Raw genomic sequence first — 17,945 nt, 5'->3', positions numbered from 1 at the left:
ATGACGGATAATCCGAATAAAAAATCGCTGTGGGACAAGATCCACATTGACCCTGCCATGCTATTGATTCTGCTGGCTTTGCTGGTATACAGCGCCCTGGTTATCTGGAGCGCCAGCGGTCAGGACATCGGCATGATGGAGCGCAAAATCGGCCAAATCGCGATGGGCCTGATCATCATGGTGGTGATGGCGCAGATCCCACCCCGCGTGTACGAAGGCTGGGCGCCCTACCTCTATATTTTCTGTATCATCCTGCTTGTTGCGGTGGATGCCTTTGGTGCGATATCCAAGGGCGCACAGCGCTGGCTGGATCTGGGGATCGTTCGCTTCCAGCCGTCAGAAATCGCGAAAATTGCCGTACCGCTGATGGTCGCGCGCTTTATAAACCGCGACGTCTGCCCGCCTTCGCTAAAAAATACCGCGATCGCGCTGGTGCTGATTTTCCTGCCGACCTTGCTGGTTGCAGCACAGCCTGACCTCGGCACCTCGATTCTTATCGCGCTGTCCGGCCTGTTTGTCCTGTTCCTGTCAGGCCTGAGCTGGCGACTGATCGGTATCGCGGTGGTGCTGGTTGCCGCCTTTATCCCGATCCTCTGGTTCTTCCTGATGCATGATTACCAGCGCCAGCGCGTGATGATGCTCCTCGATCCTGAAACCGATCCGCTGGGTGCGGGCTATCATATTATTCAGTCGAAGATTGCAATTGGCTCCGGTGGCCTGCGCGGGAAAGGCTGGCTGCATGGCACGCAGTCGCAGCTGGAATTCTTACCGGAACGCCACACCGACTTCATCTTTGCGGTGCTGGCGGAAGAGTTAGGGCTGGTTGGCATCTTAATTCTGCTGGCGCTCTACGTGCTGCTGATCATGCGAGGTCTGTGGATTGCCGCACGAGCGCAAACCACCTTTGGGCGCGTGATGGCAGGCGGATTGATGTTGATTTTATTCGTTTATGTCTTCGTAAATATTGGTATGGTGAGTGGTATTCTGCCGGTTGTAGGCGTACCGCTGCCGCTGGTGAGTTACGGGGGCTCGGCACTGATCGTGTTGATGGCCGGGTTTGGTATCGTCATGTCGATCCATACCCACAGAAAAATGTTGTCCAAAAGCGTATAAAAATAAGGGGATCGCAATGCGTAAGCAGTGGCTGGGGATCTGCATCGCAGCAAGTTTACTTGCAGCCTGCACAAGTGATGATGGTCAGCAACAGGCAACCGTCGCGCCGCCGCAGCCTGCGGTCTGTAACGGCCCGATTGTTGAAATTAGCGGTGCCGATCCGATCTATGAACCGCTGAACGCAACGGCGAATCAGGATTATCAGCGCGACGGCAAAAGCTTCAAAATTGTTCAGGATCCTTCCCGTTTCAGCCAGGCTGGCTTTGCCGCCATTTATGATGCCGAGCCGGGTAGTAACCTGACCGCATCAGGCGAAACCTTCGATCCGATGCAAATCACGGCGGCGCATCCCACTCTGCCGATCCCAAGCTATGCTCGCGTCACGAACCTGGCGAACGGCCGGATGATCGTCGTGCGTATCAACGACCGTGGCCCGTACGGGAATGACCGCGTCATCTCGCTGTCCCGAGCAGCGGCTGACCGTCTGAACACCTCGAACAACACCAAGGTGCGTATCGATCCGATCATCGTTGCGCAGGACGGCACCCTTTCAGGTCCAGGCACTGCCTGTACGACAGTCGCGAAACAAACCTATGCCCTGCCGGCTCGCCCAGACCTGAGTGGCGGGATGGGAGGCGCGTCTACCCCTGCAGAGCCAGCTCAACCTCAGGGCGAAGTCCGCGCCATCAGTAACGATACGTTACAAAGCGATGACAGTACCGGTGCCCCGGTGAAAAGCAGCGGTTTCCTCGGTGCGCCGACAACCTTATCCTCTGGCGTTCTTGAAGGCAGTGAACCCACGCCAGCCCCGGTTGTGGCAGCCCCGGTCACGCAACCAGCTCCCGTAACCGCACCAGCGCCTACGCAAAGTGCTCCCGCCCCTGCTGCCGCAAGCGGCAGCTACGTGGTTCAGGTCGGCGCCGTCAGCGATCAGGCTCGTGCACAACAGTATCAGCAGCGCTTAAGCCAGCAGTTCAGCGTGCCGGGCCGCGTTGAGCAAAACGGTGCAGTCTGGCGTATTCAGATGGGGCCGTTTGCCAGCAAATCGCAGGCAGCTTCCCTGCAACAGCGCTTACAAAGCGAAGCGCAGCTCCAGTCGTTTATCACTGTTGCAAAGTAATGAATCGGCGGTATCCGAAATGTCAATTTGTGTAAAACACATTCACAATCTCATGATGAAAGTCGGATGCCTGCCTGTATAGCATTTGCTATAGTAAGGCACTTTTTTTAATTCCATCACGGATGTCGTAGTTCTGACCATGAAGACCACTTTTTCTGCTCGTTTTGTGCAGCGCATGGCGCTGACCGCGGCCCTTTGCGCAGCTGCTCTCTCTGCAGCTCACGCGGATGACCTGAACATCAAGACCATGATCCCTGGCGTTCCGCAAATCGACGCGGAATCCTACATCCTGATCGATTACAACTCTGGCAAAGTTCTGGCAGAACAGAATGCCGATGCCCGTCGCGATCCGGCCAGTCTGACTAAAATGATGACCAGCTACGTTATCGGCCAGGCCATGAAGGCAGGGAAATTCAAGGAAACCGACCTGGTCACCATCGGTAACGATGCCTGGGCGACCGGTAACCCGGTGTTCAAAGGATCATCGTTGATGTTCCTGAAACCTGGCATGCAGGTTCCCGTCTCCCAGCTGATCCGTGGTATCAACCTGCAGTCTGGTAACGACGCCTGCGTCGCCATGGCCGATTTCGCAGCAGGCAGCCAGGACGCGTTTGTTGGCCTGATGAACAGCTATGTTTCCGCACTGGGTCTGAAAAACAGTCACTTCCAGACCGTACACGGCCTGGACGCAGACGGTCAGTACAGCTCAGCACGTGACATGGCCCTGATTGGTCAGGCTCTGATCCGTGACGTCCCGAACGAATACACCATCTATAAAGAAAAAGAGTTCACCTTCAACGGTATCCGTCAGACCAACCGTAACGGCCTGCTGTGGGATAACAGCCTGAACGTTGACGGCATCAAGACTGGCCATACCGATAAAGCGGGTTACAACCTGGTGGCCTCTGCGACTGAAGGCCAGATGCGCCTGATTTCCGCCGTGATGGGCGGTCGCACCTTCAAAGGTCGTGAAACCGAAAGCAAAAAACTGCTGACCTGGGGCTTCCGTTTCTTCGAAACCGTCAATCCGCTGAAAGCGGGTAAAGAGTTCGCCTCTGAGCCAGTCTGGTTCGGTGATAATGACCGTGCTTCACTGGGTGTGGATAAAGATCTGTATCTGACCATTCCTCGTGGCCGCATGAAAGATCTGAAAGCGAGCTACGTGCTCAACACCACTGAACTGCACGCCCCGCTGCAGAAGAATCAGGTGGTGGGTACCATCAACTTCCAACTTGACGGCAAAACCATCGATCAGCGTCCGCTCGTGGTGCTGGATGAAATTCCTGAAGGCAATTTCTTCAGCAAAATCATTGATTACATTAAATTGATGTTCCACCACTGGTTTGGCTAAAAACTGAACACTTGAAAGTGTGATTTTGATCCCCATATACTAAGTATCCTGATAACTCCCACCTGACGTGGGAGTTATTATTTTTTGACGTTACGCCGGAGCTGACATGAAAACCAAACTTAACGAACTGCTTGAATTCCCTACCTCATTTACTTACAAAGTAATGGGTCTGGCGAAGCCTGAGCTGGTTGATCAGGTGGTTGAAGTGGTACAGCGCCATGCGCCGGGTGACTACTCTCCGTCAGTAAAACCAAGCAGCAAGGGCAACTACCACTCGGTTTCTATTACCATCACTGCGACACACATTGAGCAGGTTGAGACGCTGTACGAAGAACTCGGCAATATCGAAATCGTTCGTATGGTGCTGTAGTCCCTCTGCGGTTACCCGGTTTGCCGGGTAACCCCTCTTCCTGCTGTGATATACTTTCCGCACCCTTTTCTCCCCGTCTTCGGAGACGTCGTTTTGTACCAGGATAACATTCTTGTCCGCCATCTCGGGCTTCAACCTTACGAGCCTGTCTCCCAGGCTATGCATGATTTCACCGATTCACGCGATGAAACCACACCCGATGAAATCTGGCTGGTTGAACACCTCCCTGTGTTTACCCAGGGGCAGGCAGGAAAAGCCGAACATCTGTTGATGACGGGCGATATCCCGGTGATCCAGAGCGATCGTGGTGGACAGGTCACCTATCATGGGCCGGGTCAGCAGGTCATGTACGTGTTGCTCAACCTGAAGCGCAGAAAGTTAGGCGTCCGTGAACTTGTCACCCTGCTGGAACAAACCGTCGTAAACACCCTTGCAGAATACGGCATCGACGCCCATCCGCGTGCGGATGCGCCGGGCGTATATGTAGGAGAGATGAAGATCTGTTCGTTGGGTCTGCGCATTCGTAAAGGCTGTTCATTCCATGGGCTGGCGCTCAACATCAATATGGATCTCACCCCCTTCCTGCGCATCAACCCGTGCGGCTATGCGGGTATGGAGATGACGCAAATGCGCCAGTGGGTAGCCACCGCCACCCCGGATATTATTCGTCCTGTACTTTTGAAGAACTTTTTAGCACTGCTTAACAATCCTCCTCACGAATATATCCCTGCTTAATATATGCTTGCTAGTGGCTCGATTATTTGACGGGCCACGGCTATTTCCCGCATTTACGCTTTACAACAATCAGCAGATTCTATATTTTCGAAGCGCCCGCATATTAGCGATACATATTATTCATCAATTTGATAGTGCCGCCTGCGGATCTCATACTACTTGCGTGACAATCACCCAACTGTCTGTTTTCGTTAAATAAGTGAAACACTTTACGAATCTCTGCAAGCATAAAAAATAAATTCAACTATCATTCATATTGTGAATGGATACGGAGTGAAAGCGTGGAGTCTACTAATTTACCAGCCAAACGCCTGAATGAACCCGGCGGTGAAGATAAGCCACAAATTTTTCGGACTTTACGTAATATTGATCTCAACTTGTTGACTATTTTTGAGGCAGTTTATGTCCATAAGGGTATCGTTAACGCTGCGAAAATTCTCAATCTGACTCCTTCAGCAATTAGCCAGTCAATTCAAAAGCTGCGCGCTATTTTCCCGGATCCATTATTTATACGTAAGGGCCAGGGCGTAACCCCCACGGCTTATGCCACGCATCTGCATGAATACATCAGCCAGGGACTGGAATCGATTCTCGGTGCGCTGGACCTTACGGGCAGCTACGATAAACACAGAACAATTACCATTGGCACCTCCCCCTCACTGGGCGTGCTGGTGATGCCTGCTATCTACAAGACAATAAAGCAACATGCGCCGCAGCTGTTGATCCGCAACGTCACCGTGAATGATCCTGAAACCCAGTTGGCGCAGTTCCAGACCGACCTGATCATTGACAGCAATCATTTCAGTGCAAGGGCTTTAGGCCAGCATGTCCTGTACGCCGACAGCCTGATCCTGGTATGCCGTCAGCATCATCCCGCGTTCAATGCGCCTTTGACGCTAGAAAACCTGCGCGCCTACGAGCATTCCTCTTTTATGGCTGAAGGCCAGGGATCCAACCCGCTACGCCAGCGCATTGATGAACTCTTCCCGGAGCGCCAGGTGAGCTTCAGCAGTTACAATATGTTTACCGTTGCATCCCTTATTGGCAGCAGCGACATGCTGTGCGTCATGCCTCTGCGCCTCTTTAACCTGCTGCGCAAATGCTGGCCGCTGGAGAGCATTCCGCTCGAGCAGTTGAATGACGAAACGCTTGAAATTTCGCTGCATTACAACAAGCTAAGCCTGCGCGATCCGGTACTGGAAAACGTCATCAACGTTATCCGCCAGGCCTTCTGAACCCGCCCGACAGCACAAGCCCCTGCTGCATGCGGGGCAAAACGCACAAAACAACAACTATTTTACAAATTGGCGACCTGGCAGGCTGCTTTACCGACCGTTTCAATGATATACTGCCTGTCGTTCGTTCAAAAATAGTTGATAAATACAACATTCCCTTGAATTGAAACGCTTTCCTTCGATATTCGCAACTGGAACACGCACGCTATGAGTAAACCCATTGTGATGGAACGCGGTGTTAAATACCGCGATGCCGATAAAATGGCCCTTATCCCGGTTAAAAACGTGGCTACAGAGCGCGAAGCGCTGTTAAGAAAACCGGAATGGATGAAAATCAAACTGCCGGCGGACTCTTCGCGTATCCAGGGGATCAAAGCGGCGATGCGCAAAAATGGCCTTCACTCCGTGTGTGAAGAAGCCTCCTGCCCTAACCTTGCTGAATGTTTCAATCACGGTACTGCGACATTTATGATTTTGGGTGCCATCTGTACCCGCCGCTGCCCGTTCTGCGACGTTGCTCATGGCCGCCCTGTTGCGCCAGATGTGAACGAGCCGCAGAAACTGGCGCAAACCATCGCCGACATGGCGTTGCGTTATGTCGTTATCACCTCGGTTGACCGTGATGACCTGCGTGATGGTGGCGCACAGCACTTTGCAGACTGCATTACTGCCATCCGCGAGAAAAGCCCAAACATTAAGATTGAGACGCTGGTTCCCGATTTCCGTGGACGTATGGACCGCGCGCTGGATATCCTCACCGCCACCCCACCAGACGTATTCAACCACAACCTGGAAAACGTGCCGCGTATTTACCGCCAGGTGCGTCCAGGCGCAGACTACAACTGGTCTCTGAAGTTGCTGGAGCGTTTTAAAGAAGCGCATCCGCATATTCCGACCAAGTCCGGTCTGATGGTGGGTCTCGGTGAAACCAATGCTGAAATCATCGAAGTGATGCGCGATCTGCGTCGCCACGGTGTCACTATGCTGACGCTGGGGCAGTATCTGCAGCCAAGCCGTCACCACCTGCCGGTGCAGCGCTATGTGAGCCCGGATGAGTTCGACGAGATGAAAGCCGAAGCCATGGCAATGGGCTTTACCCATGCGGCGTGTGGCCCGTTTGTTCGCTCTTCCTACCATGCCGATATGCAGGCGAAAGGCGAAGAAGTAAAATAAACCTGTAATATCATTTTACAGAAACACAAAAAAACCGGCCTCGTGAGCCGGTTTTTTTATGCAAGCCTTGCAGGATTGCCATTACTCTTTGTGCGAAAGCTTCTCTGCAGGAACACTATCTTCGGCGCTTTTCTTCGCGGCCGCGTCATCGTCATTCATCGCTTTCTTAAAGCCTTTAATGGCAGCACCCAGGTCTCCACCCAACGTGCGTAACTTCTTGGTACCAAACAGCAGGACGACCAGTGCGGCAACCACCAGCAGTTTGGTAATACTAATCTCACCCATAGATACCTTCTTTACATAAACCAGGCTGCATTAAGCGCCAAAAACCCGATCGTATTAACGGACATTTGGCGCGCGCACACAATAGCAATCTGTAACAAGGTGAATCAAGCATTGTTGAAAAAAACATCACAATAATTGCGGTGGCGCAAACCGTCGATTGCGAAGAACGGGTAACTGCCGACGTGCAAGCGCAATTCGCTCTGATATTATCTCCGTCAGCAAAAGCGCTGGCGCTTCGGCTGCTGAGGCGATGGTCACTCCTAACGGATCGATAACCCTGCTCTGACCAATATTCTTATTCCCACACTCTCCTGAGGCGACCACGTAGCAGGTGGTATCAAGCGCCCTTGCGGCCAACAGCGTCGCCCAGTGATGCTCTTTTAAGGGCCCTTTGACCCAGGCGGCTGGCAAGACCAGGACGTCGGCACCCTGTAAAGCCAGATTCAGTGCCATTTCAGGGAAACGCAGGTCATAGCAGGTCATTAATCCCACTTTAAATCCATCGACCTCCAGTAGCGGTGAAACGCTGTCGCCGGGATCGACGAGCCGCGACTCCTGAATGTTGAACGCATCATAGAGATGGAGCTTAGCATAGCGTGCAATAATCTCTCCGCCGCGGATAGCCACAAGCGTATTCACAGCCCGACCCGGCGCGGAAGGAACATGCACCGTTAAAATAGTCGTCATGAGATTGCCAGCGCTCTCTGCCAGCAGCTGCTGTAAAAACGCCCCGTCCAGCGGCTGCGCCGACTTAACCGACATATCAGGATCGTTATCATCCCGTGCCAGCAGCGCCTCGGGAAGCACCAGCAAGGATGCCCCCTTCTGCCGCGCCTGGGCCATCAGGGAGACGCATATTCCCGCATTCTCATTCCAGTCCGGCGTTACCGCAAACTGCCCTACTGCAACATACATATTTGTCCCCCGGCTAAAAACAGCGTTACACTCGACGTACTTACACATCCAATAGCAGGTATTTATAGTGTTACAACTACTTATAGCCGTTTTTATTGGCGGAGGCACGGGTAGCGTTGCGCGGTGGTTTTTAAGTATGCGGTTTAACCCTCTTCATCAGGCCATTCCCATGGGAACCCTGGCAGCAAACCTGATTGGTGCCTTTATTATCGGTATGGGGCTCGCGTGGTTTAACCGCATGACGCATATCGACCCGGTGTGGAAAGTATTGATAACCACCGGTTTCTGCGGCGGCTTAACGACGTTCTCCACCTTCTCTGCCGAAGTGGTGTTCCTGTTTCAGGAAGGACGCATTGGCTGGGCACTGACGAACATCGCCATCAATATGCTCGGTTCATTTGCGATGACCGGGATCGCATTTTGGCTATTTTCTTCCGCCAGTACGCATTAATCGCCCGACGTTAATGTTGGCTTAATTTTTCTCTGCCACTCTGGACCCAATACGGAGCGAGGGTGACAGTATGAAAGAACAGTTGATGAGCGCGGGAATGGTTTTGCTGAGCGTAGCGATCGTTGCCAGCTTCCTGAAAATGTATCTGATTGGTTGATTCAGAACGAAAAAAACCCGCTCAGAGAGCGGGTTTTGAAATTCTTGCTGACGCGTCTGAATTACAGAGCGATTACGTTAGCAGCAGAAGGGCCTTTGGCACCGTTAGTGATTTCAAACTCAACACGCTGACCTTCAGCCAGGGTTTTGAAACCATTAGACTGGATTGCAGAGAAGTGTACGAACACGTCTTTGCTGCCATCTTCAGGAGTAATGAAACCGAATCCTTTGGACTCATTAAACCACTTAACGTTACCTTTAATCTTAGACATCAAAATTACCTTTACATTAAAAAACGACACAAATGCTGTGTCGGGTATCAGTACATCAATTGTGGAACCTTTTGTCCAGCGGATCTTTGATAAAAAGTGACAAAAGTCGCGTTAATTTTCGCTGGCGGATTTTTATCCTTTACGATTCAACGACAGTGCACTTTTTCGCCAGCTTGTAACGTTTTGTCAGTTAAAACTGAAAACGCATCCAGGCAAAGTAAACGTTTCCGTTGTTATAGGTTCCCGGGATGTAGGTCATCTGGAACGTCGCGGGACCATAGCCAATCGATGCCAACGGCAACAGGACCGGGATCGGGATATAGTTCCAGTTATCACGCGCCGTAAAGCCTGCCGTGTAGCCCAGACCAAGACGGAAGTTGTCATCCGCTAAAGGACGCCAGGTTTTCTCCCAGCCGTAACCGCCAATCGGCTCCCACTTGTTGTAGGAGTCCTTAAACGCCATCAGGTACAGCCCGTGCCAGTTTCCTTTGTCGTCCCATCGGGACTGACCAAACCCCGCTCCCCAGGGACGTTCGTTGTAGCGGTCCGTTTTTTCTTTGTCATAGGCAAAACGCGCATGCCACGTTATCGCCGGAATATAGAGATCGTAATGTTCTGGCTCCTTCCAGGTTTGCGCGACGTTATCCGTAAACGTTGAGAACCAACCTTTATCCGTCGCGTTATCTTCTGCCCTGGCGACAGAAGAGAAAGTTAACTGCCCAAAAATAAACAATAAAATCAGGAAAAATTTATTACGTACCATCACAATGCAATTACCATTCTTAGTATTCGAAGCAAAGTTTACCATAGAATAGTTGAATGAATCCTTAACAACATCAGCGTTATTCCTAATTAATGGCCCTAAATCCGAGAATATTCTTAGAGAGAGAGGGAAATGACGCATCCCAGCCCCACCGGGCACTGCCGCTGACCTCAGAGAACATCAGTAAGCCTGCAACTTTGTACGCATGTGCGGCATGGGCATTATTATCTTCAACTTCACCACTGATATATTAATAACAATCAATCCGCATAATAAAATATCACCCTCAATGAACTCATAACGTCTTTTTAAATTAATCTGACATGTGTAAGTTATTTATCCATTGCGCAAAAATACAAATATACCCGATGACAAAAAAGGGATTTTGAGCCACATGCATCATGTTGCCATGGCAAAAGGCTGCCAGGAGTACAGGAGAGGCTGGCACCAACGCCCCGCACGTTCCCGACCAGCTGACCGCCAAATGACATATAATGGTGTATCCGGCGGTCAATACCCATATGACATAAATGCCGGAGTGATGGCAAAAATAGCGTCAATGCCTTCTTTAGTAGTCTGTTTATTGATTTTAATCAGCAAGGGCTGAGCAATAATTCGGCACATTCTCATCCTTCTTTTTTATTGATTATTTGTGCTCTCGGGTAGCAAGGAGACAGGGGAAATCATGCTTACGTTTATCGAACTCCTTATCGGAGTCGTCGTCATTGTCGGTGTAGCCCGCTACATCATTAAAGGGTACTCAGCCACAGGCGTGTTATTTGTCGGCGGCTTAACCCTGCTGATTGTTAGCGCGCTAATGGGTCATCAGGTGTTACCTGCCAGCGCAGCCAGCACCGGCTACACGGCCACCGACATTGTTGAATATATAAAAATTCTGCTCATGAGCCGCGGTGGCGACCTGGGCATGATGATTATGATGCTGTGCGGTTTTGCCGCCTATATGACCCATATCGGCGCAAACGATATGGTGGTCAAACTGGCGTCAAAACCACTGCAGTACATTAACTCCCCCTATCTGCTCATGGTCGCGGCCTATTTCCTCGCCTGCCTGATGTCCCTTGCGGTGTCGTCAGCAACCGGCCTTGGCGTACTGCTCATGGCAACGCTGTTCCCGGTTATGGTCAACGTCGGAATCAGTCGCGGCGCGGCCGCGGCTATCTGTGCCTCTCCTGCAGCCATTATTCTTTCGCCAACCTCTGGCGACGTCGTGCTTGCCGCGAAAGCCGCTGAGATGTCGCTGATCGATTTCGCCTTTAAAACCACGCTGCCCATCTCCATTGTTGCCATCGTGGGTATGGGCATCGCCCACTTCTTCTGGCAGCGCTATCTCGATAAGAAAGAGAACATCAGCCATGAAATGCTGGACGTGAGTGAAATCACCACCACTGCGCCCGCGTTTTACGCCATTCTGCCGTTCACCCCCATCATTGGCGTGCTGATTTTTGACGGCAAATGGGGTCCACAGCTGCACATCATCACCATTCTGGTGATCTGTATGCTGCTGGCTGCCCTGCTGGAATTTGTGCGCGGCTTCAACACTCAGAAGGTGTTTTCAGGACTGGAAGTGGCCTATCGCGGAATGGCGGATGCGTTTGCTGGCGTCGTGATGCTGCTGGTTGCGGCGGGCGTGTTTGCCCAGGGCCTCAGCACCATCGGCTTTATTCAGAGCCTGATCTCCATCGCCACCTCGTTCGGCTCTGCCAGCATTATCCTGATGCTGGTCCTGGTGATCCTCACCATGCTGGCGGCAATGACCACGGGTTCCGGTAACGCACCGTTTTACGCCTTCGTTGAGATGATCCCGAAACTGGCTCACTCCTCTGGCATTAACCCGGCCTACCTTTCCATCCCGATGCTTCAGGCTTCAAACCTGGGCCGTACCATCTCTCCGGTATCGGGTGTGGTGGTTGCCGTCGCCGGTATGGCAAAAATCTCGCCGTTTGAGGTCGTGAAACGGACGTCCGTACCCGTGCTGGTTGGCCTGATCATCGTGATCATCGCCACTGAAGTGCTGGTTCCCGGCGCCGCCTAAGCGAAACTCCTGATAACCAAAAAGCGCCTGCGGGCGCTTTTTGTGCTTTAATAATTTCCAGAAATTAATTGCACTCAATCGATCAGGAAATCAAATGTTCAGTAAGGATATCGCTATCCCCTCTGGCGCTATGGCGCTTGCCCTTTGTGCCCTCTCCGCACAAGCAGAACCCCTCAAGGCAACGCAATATGGCGATTTCGATCGCTACGTTCTGGCGCTCTCCTGGCAAACCGGATTCTGTCAGAGCATGGTCGAACGCAATCGTAATGAACCCGATGAATGTCGGCTGCAAAAAGAGAGCGCCAGCAAAACTGATTTCCTGACCGTGCACGGTTTATGGCCTGGCCTGCCAAAATCCATCGCGTCACGCGGGGTAGATGAACGCCGCTGGATGCGCTTTGGCTGCGCCACCCGCCCCGTCCCGAACATGCCTGAAGCAAAAGCAAGCCGTAAATGTTCTGCCGCAGAAACCGGGCTGTCACTTTCAGGTGCCGCAAAGCTTAACAGCGTAATGCCCGGCGCGGGCGGAAACTCCTGCCTGGAACGTTACGAGTATGCCAAACACGGCGTCTGCTTTGGGTTTGATCCCGACGCTTACTTCGGCACCATGGTGCGTTTAAATCAGGACGTTAAGACCAGCGCAGTCGGTAAATTTCTGGCGGATAACTACGGCAAAACCGTCAGCCGCCGCGACTTTGATAATGCCGTTGCAAAAAGCTGGGGCCAACAGAACGTCAAAGCCATTAAGCTTACCTGTAACGGCAATCCGGCTTATCTGACCGAGATGCAGATCTCCCTGAAAGCCGACACTATTAATGCCCCTCTCTCGTCGGCCTCTTTTGCGCCGCAGCCGCATCCGGGCAACTGCGGCAAACAGTTCGTTATTGATAAAGTCGGTTACTGACCCGCGCCAGGACGCACCATATCGAACCGGTGCTCATCGCTGATCCCGTAATACGCCGTCGGCCCACCCGCACGCAGGATGGGCTGCGCTTTTGCGGTCTGATAAATCCCCTCTTCCAGCAGCGTGTCGGCGATATGAATACCGACCACTTCTCCCAACACCAGCCAGGTGTCCACTGGCGTACCGTCTGCGCCGGTCAGCTGGATGCACTGCGACAGGCGGCACTCAAAATTCACCGGGCTTTCCGCCACGCGCGGCGCTTTCACCAGCTGGCTGGCGACGGGCGTTAGGCCAGCAAAAGTAAACTCATCTTCATCATGGGGGAGCATGGCCGAGGTTTTGTTCATCGCTTCAGCCAGATCGCGCGTGGCCAGGTTCCAGACAAACTCGCCCGTTTCGTGAATATTGCGCACGCTGTCTTTCCAGCCGTTGCTGGAAAAACCAATGATCGGTGGGCGATAGTTGAAACAGTTAAAGAAGCTGTACGGCGCGAGGTTAAGCAGGCCGTTCGCGTCGCAGGACGAGATCCAGCCAATCGGGCGCGGACCAATAATAGCGTTCAGCGGATCGTGCGGCAGGCCGTGACCCTGAGACGGTTGGTAGAAGTACATCGTTCTCTCTCGTTGGTGGGGCGCAACGCCCAGGTTCAGTACACCCAGCGTAACGTATTCCGCCCGGAATGAAGACTGAATAAATTTCAGCGAAAATTCATATGGGCCATGAATGTGACCTTCATCACTTCAAACTTGCACGCTCAGCCAGTATCATCGGGAGAGTTAAACCCTCGCTGCCAGACGGCGAGGGTTTTCTTTTGGATTGGTTTCTGCGTTACGCGCAGTATTAACGACATGGAGTAAAAAATGTCCAGACCCACAATTATCATTAATGAGCTCGACGCAGAACGTATTGACCGTCTTCTGGAGAAACCCGAATTCGCTTCACTCCCGGTAGCCGATGCGCTGAACGAGGAACTTGACCGGGCGCAGATGTGCACGCCTGAAACAATGCCTCAGGATGTGGTTACCATGAACAGCCAGGTAAAATTTCGCAACCTGACAACGGGCGAAGAGCTGACCCGCACGCTGGTCTATCCGGCGCAAATGACCGACAGCAGCGCACAGCTTTCCGTCCTGGCACCTGTGGGTGCGGCCCTGCTTGGGTTGCGCACAGGCGATACCATTCACTGGGAACTGCCGGGTGGCGCGTCGACGCATCTGGAAGTGCTTGAACTGCTCTACCAGCCAGAAGCCGCAGGCGATTACCTTCGTTAATTCCGCGCGTTCTGCCCTGCAAAGAGGATGCCCTTGCATCCTCTTTTCGTCATTTCACCCGATTGTCCTATATCGCTCAAAATCACCTTAATCCACGCTTAATCTGTTTTGTTGCCGCGGGGACGGTCATGAGTGAGATACTGGCTATCACACTTATTTTTCTCATTTTTTTGGCGATTATCGTCATAGCAGTGCTTTATCTTGAACGCCACTGGTAAACGACGTGGCTCACACCACCCCGCCGGGGAAAGCGTTAACCAGCCCCTTAACCTGCTGCTCTGCCGCCTCGGGGCTTTCGGCGCCGGGGACCAGAATGACTTTGCGACATGCCTCTTCCCGTTTCTCAAAAATCTTGTAGGCACGTTCAGCGTCTGCCAGGGGCAGATAGTGCGTGACGATCTCCTCCGGCGTCAGCAGACCTTTTTCAATCAGCGGCAGCAACTCGCCCAGCCAGGCGTGAACGTGCGTCTGCCCCATCTTAAAGCTGATGCCTTTATCAAATGCGTCGCCAAATAAGAACCCATGAATAAACCCGGCATAGACGCCCGGTACGCTCACTATCCCACCGCGCCTTACAGCCGCAATGCACTGGCGTAGCGCTTTGCCGCTGCTTCCTTCAATCTTGAGATTACTGAGGAGGGTTTCCGTGGTGCTGCCCTTGGCTTCAAACCCGACCGCATCAATCACCGCATCCACGCCGCGCTGCCCCGCCGTCTGCTCAATGATTTTTTCCGCCGCGTCGTTATCATCATCAAAATTAACGGGAATGGCACCGTAACGTTCCTGCGCAAACTGCAGACGGTACGGATGATGGTCAATGACAAAGATCTGTTCAGCCCCTAACAGCCGCGCGCAGGCGATGGTCAGTAAACCGACTGGCCCCGCGCCGAAAACTGCCACGCTCGAGCCTTTTGCTATCTGCGCGTTTTTGGCTGCCTGCCAGGCTGTGGGCAAAATATCTGAAAGGAACAGCGCTTTGTCATCTGACAACAGTTGCGGCACCTTGAACGGTCCAACATTGCCTTTCGGCACGCGAACGTATTCCGCCTGTCCTCCCGGCACGCCGCCGTAAAGATGGCTGTACCCAAACAGCGCGGCAGGGGCTGGAATTTGCTTTTTGTTCAGCGCCGCGCCCTGCCCGGCGTTGGTTTTCTCGCAGGCCGCATACTGTTGCAGACGGCAAAAAAAGCAGTCGCCACAGGCAATCACGAAGGGGATTACGACCCGCTCGCCCTTCTGTAGATTCTTCACATCCCTGCCGGTTTCGACCACTTCGCCCATGAATTCATGACCAAAAATGTCGCCGTGCTCGACCTTCGGGATTTTTCCGCGGTAGAGATGCAGATCGGATCCACAAATCGCCGTCGCCGTGACGCGCAGGATAATATCGTCAGGTTGTTCAATGGCGGGATCGGGGACATTATCAACGCGAACATGGTGTGGACCGTGGTACGTGAGTGCTTTCATGCGACCTCCGAAAGGATGTGAGTAAGCTTCTAAAAGGGTAGCGTCCCCTGAAGGTCAGCCCTGAAATCCAGGCGTTTTGAGATTTATCCTGGCGGAATACAAAAGTGCTGTAGAGGTTACAGAAACCGATAATATTTTATGTTTGAATGATTTCAGCGTTTATAAACAAGGAGTAACGGGTATGTATCAGACAATCATTATGCCGGTTGATGTTTTTGAGATGGAGTTGAGCGACAAGGCCGTTCGCCACGCGGAGTTCCTTGCGCAGCAGGACGGAATCATTCATCTATTACACGTGTTGCCGGGCGCTGCCAGCCTGAGCCTGCACCGCTTTGCCGCCGACGTGCGCCGCTTCGAGGAGCATCTGCAGCACGAAGCCGAAACGCGCCTGCAAACCATGGTTGGGCACTTCAGCATCGACCCTTCACGCATTAAAACCCACGTCCGTTTTGGCAGCGTGCGTGACGCCGTAAATGAACTGGCGGCCGAGTTAAACGCCGACGTGGTGGTAATTGGCTCGCGTAATCCATCGATTACCACTCACCTGCTGGGCTCTAACGCCTCCAGCGTGATCCGCCACACCCATATACCGGTGATGGTCGTAAGATAAAAAAAGAGGCCACCTTTCGGTGGCCTCTCGCTATTGCAGGTGTAGCCTTACTTTCTTCTATTATGCGGTTTTGGTGCGAATCAGGTAGTCGAACGAACTCAGCGACGCCTTCGCCCCTTCGCCGGTGGCGATGATAATCTGTTTGTACGGTACGGTGGTGCAGTCGCCCGCGGCAAACACGCCTTTCACGCTGGTTTCACACTTGGCATCAATGATGATTTCGCCCATGCGGTTGCGCTCAATCGCGCCTTCCAGCCAGGTGGTGTTTGGCAGCAGACCAATCTGCACGAAGATCCCTGAAAGTTGAACGCTGTGCACGTCGCCGCTCACGCGGTCGCGGTATTCCAGGCCGGTCACTTTGCTGCCGTCGCCCTTCACTTCCGTGGTCTGCGCATTCAGCACGATATCAACGTTTTTCAGGCTGCGAACTTTATCCTGCAGAACCTGGTCGGCCTTCATCTCTGGAGCGAACTCCAGCAGAGTCACGTGCTCAACAATCCCCGCCAGGTCGATAGCCGCTTCAACGCCGGAGTTACCGCCGCCGATCACCGCCACGCGTTTGCCTTTAAACAGCGGGCCGTCGCAGTGCGGGCAGTAGGTCACGCCTTTGGTGCGGTACTGATCTTCACCCGGCACGTTCATGTTGCGCCATTTTGCGCCGGTGGCAATGATAATGCTGCGTGCTTTCAGCACCGCGCCGGAGGCGGTTTCAATCTGGTGTAAACCACCCTCGACCGCTGCCGGAACCAGCTTACTGGCGCTCTGGCTGTCGATCACGTCCACGTCGTAGTCGCTGACGTGCGCCTTCAGCGCCCCCGCCAGCTTCTGGCCTTCGGTCTTCGGCACGGAGATGTAGTTTTCGATGTCCACGGTATCCAGCACCTGGCCACCAAAGCGTTCGCCCATCAGCCCGGTACGAATGCCTTTACGCGCGGAGTACACCGCCGCCGCCGCACCCGCAGGGCCGGAACCGACGATCAGCACGTCGTAGGCATCACGTTTGTTCAGCTCTTCCGCCGCACGTTTTTCAGCACCGGTATCCACTTTGGCAACGATTTCGGTCAGCGTCATGCGGCCCTGGCCGAACTCTTTGCCGTTCATGTAGACCGCCGGCACGCCCATCACGTTGCGATCGGTGATTTCATTCTGGAAGGTACCGCCGTCAATCGCCGTGTGCTTGATGCGCGGGTTCAGGACCGACATCAGGTTCAGCGCCTGCACCACGTCCGGGCAGTTGTGGCAGGAGAGCGAGTAGTAAGTTTCAAATTCAAAGTCACCGTCGATATCGCGGATCTGCTCCAGCAGTGCCTGCGCCTCTTTTGACGGATGACCACCGGTCCACAGCAGCGCCAGCACCAGTGAGGTAAACTCGTGGCCCAGCGGAGAGCCGGCAAAGCGCGGTCCCTGGTCGGAGCCTGGGTTGGTAATCAGGAAAGAGGGCTTACGAACCGGCAGCGCGTTGTCTTCTTTGAAGGTCACTTTCGGCGACAGTTCGGCGATCTCCGCCAGCAGTTCCTTGATCTCTGCCGATTTGGCGCTGTCGTCCAGCGTGGCAATCAGCTCAACGGGTTTGGTCAGTTTCTCAAGGTAGGCCTTGAGCTGGGTTTTCATATTTGTGTCGAGCATTGTTCTTCCCTCTCTTAAGACGTCATCATGCAAGCTGCCTTATACGGGCGGCCTGAATGCAACTTGCATCATGGT

20 protein-coding genes are annotated in these 17,945 nt (G+C 53.2%); 13 read left to right on the top strand and 7 right to left on the bottom strand.

Annotated features, from left to right (window positions below; genetic code table 11):
- From mrdB to lipA, 7 genes are all read left to right on the top strand, one after another.
- Positions 1-1,113, top strand: a complete 1,113-nt coding sequence (gene mrdB / locus K5E19_RS07490; protein WP_221550642.1) for a peptidoglycan glycosyltransferase MrdB — start codon at positions 1-3, stop codon at positions 1,111-1,113.
- A 16-nt stretch (positions 1,114-1,129) separates the two neighbouring features.
- Positions 1,130-2,233, top strand: coding sequence for an endolytic peptidoglycan transglycosylase RlpA (gene rlpA / locus K5E19_RS07485; RefSeq protein ID WP_221550641.1), 1,104 nt, complete (start codon positions 1,130-1,132; stop codon positions 2,231-2,233).
- A 139-nt stretch (positions 2,234-2,372) separates the two neighbouring features.
- Positions 2,373-3,584 (top strand): D-alanyl-D-alanine carboxypeptidase DacA, encoded by a 1,212-nt coding sequence (dacA, locus tag K5E19_RS07480; protein ID WP_042715190.1) that lies wholly within the window; start codon positions 2,373-2,375, stop codon positions 3,582-3,584.
- A 106-nt stretch (positions 3,585-3,690) separates the two neighbouring features.
- Positions 3,691-3,954 carry a DUF493 family protein YbeD gene (ybeD, locus tag K5E19_RS07475; RefSeq protein WP_006177135.1) on the top strand — a complete coding sequence of 88 codons (264 nt, stop codon included), beginning with the start codon at positions 3,691-3,693 and terminating at the stop codon, positions 3,952-3,954.
- Positions 3,955-4,047: 93 nt separating this feature from the next.
- Positions 4,048-4,689 (top strand): lipoyl(octanoyl) transferase LipB, encoded by a 642-nt coding sequence (gene lipB / locus K5E19_RS07470; RefSeq protein WP_221550640.1) that lies wholly within the window; start codon positions 4,048-4,050, stop codon positions 4,687-4,689.
- Between the two features lie 281 nt (positions 4,690-4,970).
- Positions 4,971-5,924, top strand: coding sequence for a YbeF family transcriptional regulator (locus tag K5E19_RS07465; protein WP_221550639.1), 954 nt, complete (start codon positions 4,971-4,973; stop codon positions 5,922-5,924).
- Between the two features lie 207 nt (positions 5,925-6,131).
- Positions 6,132-7,097 (top strand): lipoyl synthase, encoded by a 966-nt coding sequence (gene lipA / locus K5E19_RS07460; RefSeq protein WP_100165300.1) that lies wholly within the window; start codon positions 6,132-6,134, stop codon positions 7,095-7,097.
- A gap of 81 nt (positions 7,098-7,178) precedes the next feature.
- Here the strand turns inward: lipA and tatE are convergent, their stop codons facing one another.
- Positions 7,179-7,382, bottom strand: a complete 204-nt coding sequence (gene tatE / locus K5E19_RS07455; RefSeq protein ID WP_010428567.1) for a twin-arginine translocase subunit TatE — start codon at positions 7,380-7,382, stop codon at positions 7,179-7,181.
- 126 nt (positions 7,383-7,508) lie between these two features.
- Positions 7,509-8,297 carry a deaminated glutathione amidase gene (locus tag K5E19_RS07450; protein WP_221550638.1) on the bottom strand — a complete coding sequence of 263 codons (789 nt, stop codon included), beginning with the start codon at positions 8,295-8,297 and terminating at the stop codon, positions 7,509-7,511.
- A gap of 67 nt (positions 8,298-8,364) precedes the next feature.
- Between K5E19_RS07450 and crcB the strand changes: the two genes are divergently transcribed.
- On the top strand, positions 8,365-8,748 hold the full coding sequence (gene crcB, locus K5E19_RS07445) for a fluoride efflux transporter CrcB (RefSeq protein ID WP_221550637.1): 384 nt from the start codon (positions 8,365-8,367) through the stop codon (positions 8,746-8,748).
- A gap of 218 nt (positions 8,749-8,966) precedes the next feature.
- On the opposite strand, the gene cspE is transcribed toward crcB, so the two are convergent.
- Positions 8,967-9,176: a transcription antiterminator/RNA stability regulator CspE gene (cspE, locus tag K5E19_RS07440; RefSeq protein ID WP_002439184.1), complete on the bottom strand. Its 210-nt coding sequence runs from the start codon at positions 9,174-9,176 to the stop codon at positions 8,967-8,969.
- A 190-nt stretch (positions 9,177-9,366) separates the two neighbouring features.
- The gene (gene pagP / locus K5E19_RS07435) at positions 9,367-9,984 is read right to left on the bottom strand and encodes a lipid IV(A) palmitoyltransferase PagP (RefSeq protein WP_409334601.1); all 618 of its coding nucleotides are present in this window, start codon (positions 9,982-9,984) and stop codon (positions 9,367-9,369) included.
- Between the two features lie 640 nt (positions 9,985-10,624).
- Here pagP and dcuC point away from each other — a divergent pair.
- Positions 10,625-11,992, top strand: a complete 1,368-nt coding sequence (gene dcuC, locus K5E19_RS07430) for an anaerobic C4-dicarboxylate transporter DcuC (protein WP_089598881.1) — start codon at positions 10,625-10,627, stop codon at positions 11,990-11,992.
- A 94-nt stretch (positions 11,993-12,086) separates the two neighbouring features.
- Positions 12,087-12,896: a ribonuclease I gene (gene rna, locus K5E19_RS07425; RefSeq protein WP_221550636.1), complete on the top strand. Its 810-nt coding sequence runs from the start codon at positions 12,087-12,089 to the stop codon at positions 12,894-12,896.
- Here the strand turns inward: rna and K5E19_RS07420 are convergent.
- Positions 12,890-13,507 carry a flavin reductase family protein gene (locus K5E19_RS07420; protein ID WP_221550634.1) on the bottom strand — a complete coding sequence of 206 codons (618 nt, stop codon included), beginning with the start codon at positions 13,505-13,507 and terminating at the stop codon, positions 12,890-12,892. The two genes, rna and K5E19_RS07420, sit on opposite strands and share 7 nt — an antisense overlap.
- Before the next feature lie 249 nt (positions 13,508-13,756).
- Between K5E19_RS07420 and rnk the strand changes: the two genes are divergently transcribed.
- Positions 13,757-14,167: a nucleoside diphosphate kinase regulator gene (rnk, locus tag K5E19_RS07415; protein ID WP_221550633.1), complete on the top strand. Its 411-nt coding sequence runs from the start codon at positions 13,757-13,759 to the stop codon at positions 14,165-14,167.
- A 128-nt stretch (positions 14,168-14,295) separates the two neighbouring features.
- Positions 14,296-14,385, top strand: a complete 90-nt coding sequence (yldA, locus tag K5E19_RS24375; RefSeq protein ID WP_366036740.1) for a small membrane protein YldA — start codon at positions 14,296-14,298, stop codon at positions 14,383-14,385.
- Positions 14,386-14,395: 10 nt separating this feature from the next.
- Here yldA and K5E19_RS07410 read toward each other — a convergent pair whose 3' ends face one another.
- Positions 14,396-15,634, bottom strand: coding sequence for a zinc-dependent alcohol dehydrogenase (locus K5E19_RS07410; protein WP_221550632.1), 1,239 nt, complete (start codon positions 15,632-15,634; stop codon positions 14,396-14,398).
- A 181-nt stretch (positions 15,635-15,815) separates the two neighbouring features.
- On the opposite strand from K5E19_RS07410, the gene uspG reads away from it, so the two are divergent.
- Complete coding sequence (gene uspG / locus K5E19_RS07405; RefSeq protein ID WP_221550631.1) at positions 15,816-16,244, top strand: universal stress protein UspG; 429 nt, start codon at positions 15,816-15,818, stop codon at positions 16,242-16,244.
- 60 nt (positions 16,245-16,304) lie between these two features.
- Here uspG and ahpF read toward each other — a convergent pair whose 3' ends face one another.
- Positions 16,305-17,870, bottom strand: a complete 1,566-nt coding sequence (ahpF, locus tag K5E19_RS07400; protein ID WP_058841803.1) for an alkyl hydroperoxide reductase subunit F — start codon at positions 17,868-17,870, stop codon at positions 16,305-16,307.
- Positions 17,871-17,945 lie beyond the last annotated feature (75 nt).

Source organism: Enterobacter sp. RIT637, from assembly GCF_019718755.1.
Lineage (GTDB): Bacteria > Pseudomonadota > Gammaproteobacteria > Enterobacterales > Enterobacteriaceae > Enterobacter.
The sequence above is the reverse complement of the archived record's forward strand: the minus strand, read 5'-3'. Positions and strand labels throughout refer to the sequence as shown.